Origin of the sequence: Kitasatospora sp. NPDC059973 (assembly GCF_042737525.1) — a bacterium.
Taxonomy (GTDB): Bacteria; Actinomycetota; Actinomycetes; order Streptomycetales; family Streptomycetaceae; genus Kitasatospora.
In genome coordinates this window covers 1-4,635 of sequence record NZ_JBHWUI010000307.1, presented here as the reverse complement: position 1 = coordinate 4,635, position 4,635 = coordinate 1, and the positions used below count along the sequence as shown (strand labels likewise).

The 4,635-nt window shown below is 71.0% G+C and carries 6 protein-coding genes; all 6 read right to left on the bottom strand.

Annotated features, from left to right (window positions below; translation table 11 throughout):
- Positions 1-72: 72 nt before the first annotated feature.
- The gene (locus ACFWA9_RS38285; protein WP_380394037.1) at positions 73-396 is read right to left on the bottom strand and encodes a hypothetical protein; all 324 of its coding nucleotides are present in this window, start codon (positions 394-396) and stop codon (positions 73-75) included.
- A 92-nt stretch (positions 397-488) separates the two neighbouring features.
- On the bottom strand, positions 489-1,499 hold the full coding sequence (locus ACFWA9_RS38280; RefSeq protein WP_380394035.1) for a hypothetical protein: 1,011 nt from the start codon (positions 1,497-1,499) through the stop codon (positions 489-491).
- A 17-nt stretch (positions 1,500-1,516) separates the two neighbouring features.
- Positions 1,517-2,230, bottom strand: a complete 714-nt coding sequence (locus ACFWA9_RS38275; RefSeq protein WP_380394032.1) for a hypothetical protein — start codon at positions 2,228-2,230, stop codon at positions 1,517-1,519.
- Positions 2,231-3,076: 846 nt separating this feature from the next.
- Positions 3,077-3,565 (bottom strand): hypothetical protein, encoded by a 489-nt coding sequence (locus ACFWA9_RS38270; RefSeq protein WP_380394030.1) that lies wholly within the window; start codon positions 3,563-3,565, stop codon positions 3,077-3,079.
- Between the two features lie 108 nt (positions 3,566-3,673).
- Positions 3,674-4,198, bottom strand: coding sequence for a hypothetical protein (locus tag ACFWA9_RS38265; protein ID WP_380394027.1), 525 nt, complete (start codon positions 4,196-4,198; stop codon positions 3,674-3,676).
- A gap of 53 nt (positions 4,199-4,251) precedes the next feature.
- Positions 4,252-4,569, bottom strand: coding sequence for a hypothetical protein (locus ACFWA9_RS38260; protein WP_380394024.1), 318 nt, complete (start codon positions 4,567-4,569; stop codon positions 4,252-4,254).
- Positions 4,570-4,635 lie beyond the last annotated feature (66 nt).

Genomic DNA, 4,635 nt, shown 5'->3' with positions numbered 1-4,635 from the left:
GCTGCGGCAGAGCGCAGCGGGGCGGCCCGGGGTGGTGGCGGCCGGCGGTCGCGCCGGGACTGTCGGACTGGGTCAGCGGGGAATGCCGGGGAGGATCTCGCCGCCGACGACCTCCGTGCGGGCGGCGATGGCGTGGCCGTCGCACACGCCGTAGCGGCCTCCGTCGTCGGCCTTCACGGTGTGGGTGGCTGGCTCCGGGCACGGTGCGTCGAGCCGGTCGTACTCCCAGCTGTTCAGGCAGGCCAGGTCGGTACACACGGTGCGGTCGGCGCTCGACCGCAGGGTCGGACCGTGCTCGGGACAGATGCCCCAGGGGACGGCGCAGCGGCCGGGGTCGTCGGTGCTCTGCTGCTGGGCCTGCGCGTAGGGCGAGGCCGCCTCGGTGTCGGTGCTCATGGCGTGATTCTCCTCGGAGTCCGCTCCGCAGGAACAGCAACAGCCCCGGGGCCGGTTGCCTCGGGGCTGTTGCTGTGCGGCGGGGGACCGATCTACTCGGTTGCCGCTGCGCCGTCGTAGTGCCGGCGGAGGACGTCGAGGGCATGCTCGAACTCCTCCTCGGGAGTGCTCCCCTTGATCTCGGCGTGTTTGACGATCAGGTCGGCCAGTTCCCGGGCTGCTTCCGCCGGGACGGCCCACGCTGCTGCGGGGGCGTCAGGCGCGCTCGCGTCGGCGGCGTGGCCGGTGTCCTGGTCGGCGGCGGGTTGCTCGTCCTCGGCCTTGGCGGCGGTTGGGCGTGAGCCCGGCCGGGCGGCAGGGCGCGCGGCTGCCTGGGTGACCGCTTCGCGGGCCATCTCCGACAGCTTCTCGGGAGACGGCGGGGCCTCTCCCTCCTCGACGCTCTCGGTAATGCTCTGCACGGCGATGCGGGCGGCCTTGGCCGTCCCCTTCCCGCCGGCTCCCTCGACGGCGCCCTTCCATACGGCTCGGGTCGTGTCGGCCCCCCACGTCTCGTACATGGTCGTGAACTCGCGCGCGGTGGCCTCGTTCGGCAGGTGCAGGGCGCGCATCACGGGCGCGGCCCGGATGAACCGGTCCACCTGGGAGGCCGACCATCCCCAGTGCTGCGGGCAATACTGCGCCCAGGTCAGCCCGTAGTGCCGTTGGAGATGGTTGTCCCGGATCTCCTGGAACGCCTCGCCCGCGTCGGCCGCGGCCTTGCCGAACGCCTTGATCCGGTTCTCGGCCTGGGTGAGCTGGAGAACCTCCTCCGGCGTGAGGGGATCTGTCGGCACCGCAGCGTCGGCGGCCTTCGCCACGTCGGCTTCCGCAGTCTTCGAAGCGCCGGCTTGCGCCTCTGTGCCGGTGGCGACCGACGTCACCTCAAGCTCGGTGTTCGATTCTTTATCGAACACTTTCACGCCAATTGGCGTGGCCTCCTCGTTGGCGGCGGGCTCGCCTGGCGCCTGAAACGTCGGCGGAACCACCCCGGCCCCCTGCTGTGGCAGCACGTTCGCACCCTGCCCGCGCTTGGCGAGAGCGGCGGCGAACATGTTGTCCATGGCGTTCCCCCCTCCGCTCACAGCGAGATCCTCTCTGCGATCTCGGCCGCGATCAGGTGCATGGGGTCACCGTCTTCGAGGGTCAGGGGCTTGCCGAACGCCCGGCTGTACCCGTCCTCGCCCATCTGGTTCGGGACGGTGTTCTTGAGGACCTCGATCTCCGCACGGGTCAGGGTGCCTCGCACCTCGTCCGTGGACTTCGCGTTGTGGTGGGTCCGGGTGAACAGGACGACCAGCTCCGGCCGGCGGGCGCCGGTCTCTTCGAGGTACTTGAGAGCAGCCCACACCGAGGCCGAGCGGTTGAGCTCCCCCTCGTGCGGCTGCAAGCACAGAACCACGAGATCCGACATGGCCAGCGCGCTGTGATGGATGCCGCCCGGCCGGTTGTTCCACGACCCCGTGTCGATGCCGAGGATTCCGCCCTCGGGGGTCGTCTTCGTGACCTCGCTCGCCAGGCGCAGCGCGCTGTACTGCGGCCGGATCTCCAGCCCGGGAACGACGTTGACCTTCTCGCCCTCCGGGGTGGTCCGAACGCCCATCTGGTGCCAGGTGTAGAGCGAGCCGTCTTCGTCCTCGCCGGGCTCGTCGGAGTCGATCGCTCCGACCGGGAGGCCCATCCGCTGCCAGTGGCCGAGGACGTGCATCAGCGTGTGGGTCTTCGTGGACCCGCCCTTGCCGATGAACGATACGCGCCGCCCCTTGGGCGGGATCTTGTACATGGGTGCCGTCATGGCGGAAGAGTATCGGCCGTCACGTCCGGATCGTGGCTCATTGGCCGCCGGCCTGACTGCGGCACATCGCGAGGACCGTCGGATCGACGTGTCCCTGTGCCATCCGGCAGACGTCTCCGAGCCCGTACGCCGGCGCCGGAGCGGGGGCGGCCGGTGCGGCGGGCTGAGCGTGCGTCGGCTCGTGATGAGGCGCGGCAGGTTGGGCCGTCGGCCGATGCCGGGACGGTGCGGCCGGCGCCTTCGCGGGCGCAGGCTCGTCCGCGTCGGCCGACTCGGGTTCGGCGGCGGCCGGCGGTTCGGGGGAGGGGACGGGGGCGGCGGCGGGCGCGGCCGGGCTCGACGATGGGACCGCGACCGGCAGGCCAAGCGGGGAGCCGGAGCTCGACACCGGGCTCGACGGCGGAGGCGACGCCGGCCGGGACGGCGCCGACACGGTGTCACCGGACGGTGCGAAGTGGGGGTGCGGGTCGTCCTGGCCGACCAGCAGGGCGCCGGCCCCGAAGGCGACAGCACCGACGGTGAGAGCGAGGGCAAAGCGGTTCATGGGGTCACGCTCGCGCACTCCGCTGCCCCCCGGCTCCCGGGCGCGCGGGAGATCACCGTTACGGGTGACGGGCCAAGCCGAGGGGTTCCTCGGCCCGGCTGTCGCGATGGGTTCAGCGTGGGGGAGCGGCGGGTGTTCTTGCAGGTCACAGGGCATAGCAGCAAGACCGGCCAGGGGGCCGCGACAGGGGGTCGCGACAAGTCCTGCGAGCTCATCGCACCGGTTAGAGCAGGTCCTCCGACATGTAGACCGGTACCGCGAGAGGGCCCCGTATCGCGGGGCCCTCTCGCGGTACCGAGCTGCTACGGGGTGTGCATCAGTGCCGCCCACTCCGTCAGAGTGGTGGGGGCCCCAATGGCGACGTCAAGCAGACCCAGGCTGCCGGTCGAGACCCGTACTGGCCGCATGGCCATCCGGTAACGGCCCGCCACGACGTCCCCCACCCACGATGGAAGGTCGGGCTCATCGACTCCCTGAGCAATCGACGCACCCCCCGTGCCGGCTTCCTCTGACAGGGGCTCCAGGACCACGCACACTCGGGCCTGGGCGTCGTAGCCGCCGGTTGGGGAGGCTGCACGCAGCCAGTCGTCAGAGACAGGGATCGCGGGGCCGATCGGCTGGGCGTGCGGGCCGAAGCAGCCGAGTTCATTGCCGACGACGTGCAGTGCCACGGGCAGCGGCAAGCCCGGAATGTCGTCCGCGAGATCGGCGGCGAAGATCAGCACCGCGTTGTCGGTGTCCGCTCCGGACCGCTCGGCCGGAACCACGGCCGTGGTGTAGTGAATTCCCATGTCGCCACCCTAGAAGTTGTGTTTGTGAGGCCGGTGATAGGTGCAGTCAGGTTGGGGTGCGATGCCGGGCCGTCAGGCCGGCGGCGTCCCGTGCTGGACTGGACGAGCTCAGTCCAGCTCTAGGTGCTCCTCCTCCACGCGGACGATTCGGTACACCCCGATGCCGTACAGACCACGCTCCCGCTCGTGCTTCTCCTTGGTCTTCTGCACCGCTTCCTCCACCGACGCCGCCATGACGGACGTGGTGATCGTGGCCTCCTGGGCCTCCGCGCCCTCGATGCGCCGCGCCGTGATCCTGTACGAGCGGACCACCGGGCCGCCGGGCTCGGGCCTGCTGGGCGACTTCCACCCGCCCACCGCGTACCGCGGAACACCGCCGCCGAGGTGCAGATCCTCGCGCTCAAGGCGGTTGAGGAACAACCAAGCGAGCGCCCGTGAGGGATCGGACGTGTGGAGCTCGTAGTCGTCCGGCGGGATCTGGCCGGGCAGGACGACGGTCCGAGTGAAGAAGTCCGTGAGCATGGAGAACAGCTCGATCTCGTACGGGTCGAGGGGCCGCCAGGTGGCGGACTCACCGTTGGCGAGGATCTGGTTGAGGAAGGCGCGGCGGCCGTCGTCGAGGGTGGGGTGCATCGTGGGATCTCCTTCGGGTGGTTCGCCAGGAGTGTGACGCCTGGCGGTGACAATCACTGGTCGCGGTGCGCTGTGCCGGTCGGCGCCGGCTGGTCGCGGCGGGTCGGGGCCGACCACTGGTCCCACCGCCACGGCACGTGCCGGGTGTGACGCCAGTGGTAGCCGCAGGTGTAGCAGCGGGACGGCGCGATGCGCTGGGGCTGGAAGGGATGGGGGGAGAGGAGCCATTGCCCCTCGGCCTGCGCATGGTCGGCGCGGTGCTGCCCGCACCCCGGCCACCCGCAGATCCAGTAGCCGTCAGAGCCGTCAGGCTGGATCGGCCCTTCGCGGAACCAGTGCTCGGTGATCAACGGCGGCCGTTGGGAACTCATGGCCGGTACCTCTCTGTCGGGAGTCGCCGCCCCGGGCCGTGAGCGCGGGGCCCCATCCGTGGGGGC

What these genes read in the sequence shown, in the direction of transcription:
- ACFWA9_RS38285 (WP_380394037.1), bottom strand. Translation starts at nt 396, where the DNA reads ATGAGCACCGACACCGAGGCGGCCTCGCCCTACGCGCAGGCCCAGCAG.
- ACFWA9_RS38260 (WP_380394024.1), bottom strand. Translation starts at nt 4,569, where the DNA reads ATGAGTTCCCAACGGCCGCCGTTGATCACCGAGCACTGGTTCCGCGAA.
- ACFWA9_RS38270 (WP_380394030.1), bottom strand. Translation starts at nt 3,565, where the DNA reads ATGGGAATTCACTACACCACGGCCGTGGTTCCGGCCGAGCGGTCCGGA.
- ACFWA9_RS38280 (WP_380394035.1), bottom strand. Translation starts at nt 1,499, where the DNA reads ATGGACAACATGTTCGCCGCCGCTCTCGCCAAGCGCGGGCAGGGTGCG.
- ACFWA9_RS38265 (WP_380394027.1), bottom strand. Translation starts at nt 4,198, where the DNA reads ATGCACCCCACCCTCGACGACGGCCGCCGCGCCTTCCTCAACCAGATC.
- ACFWA9_RS38275 (WP_380394032.1), bottom strand. Translation starts at nt 2,230, where the DNA reads ATGACGGCACCCATGTACAAGATCCCGCCCAAGGGGCGGCGCGTATCG.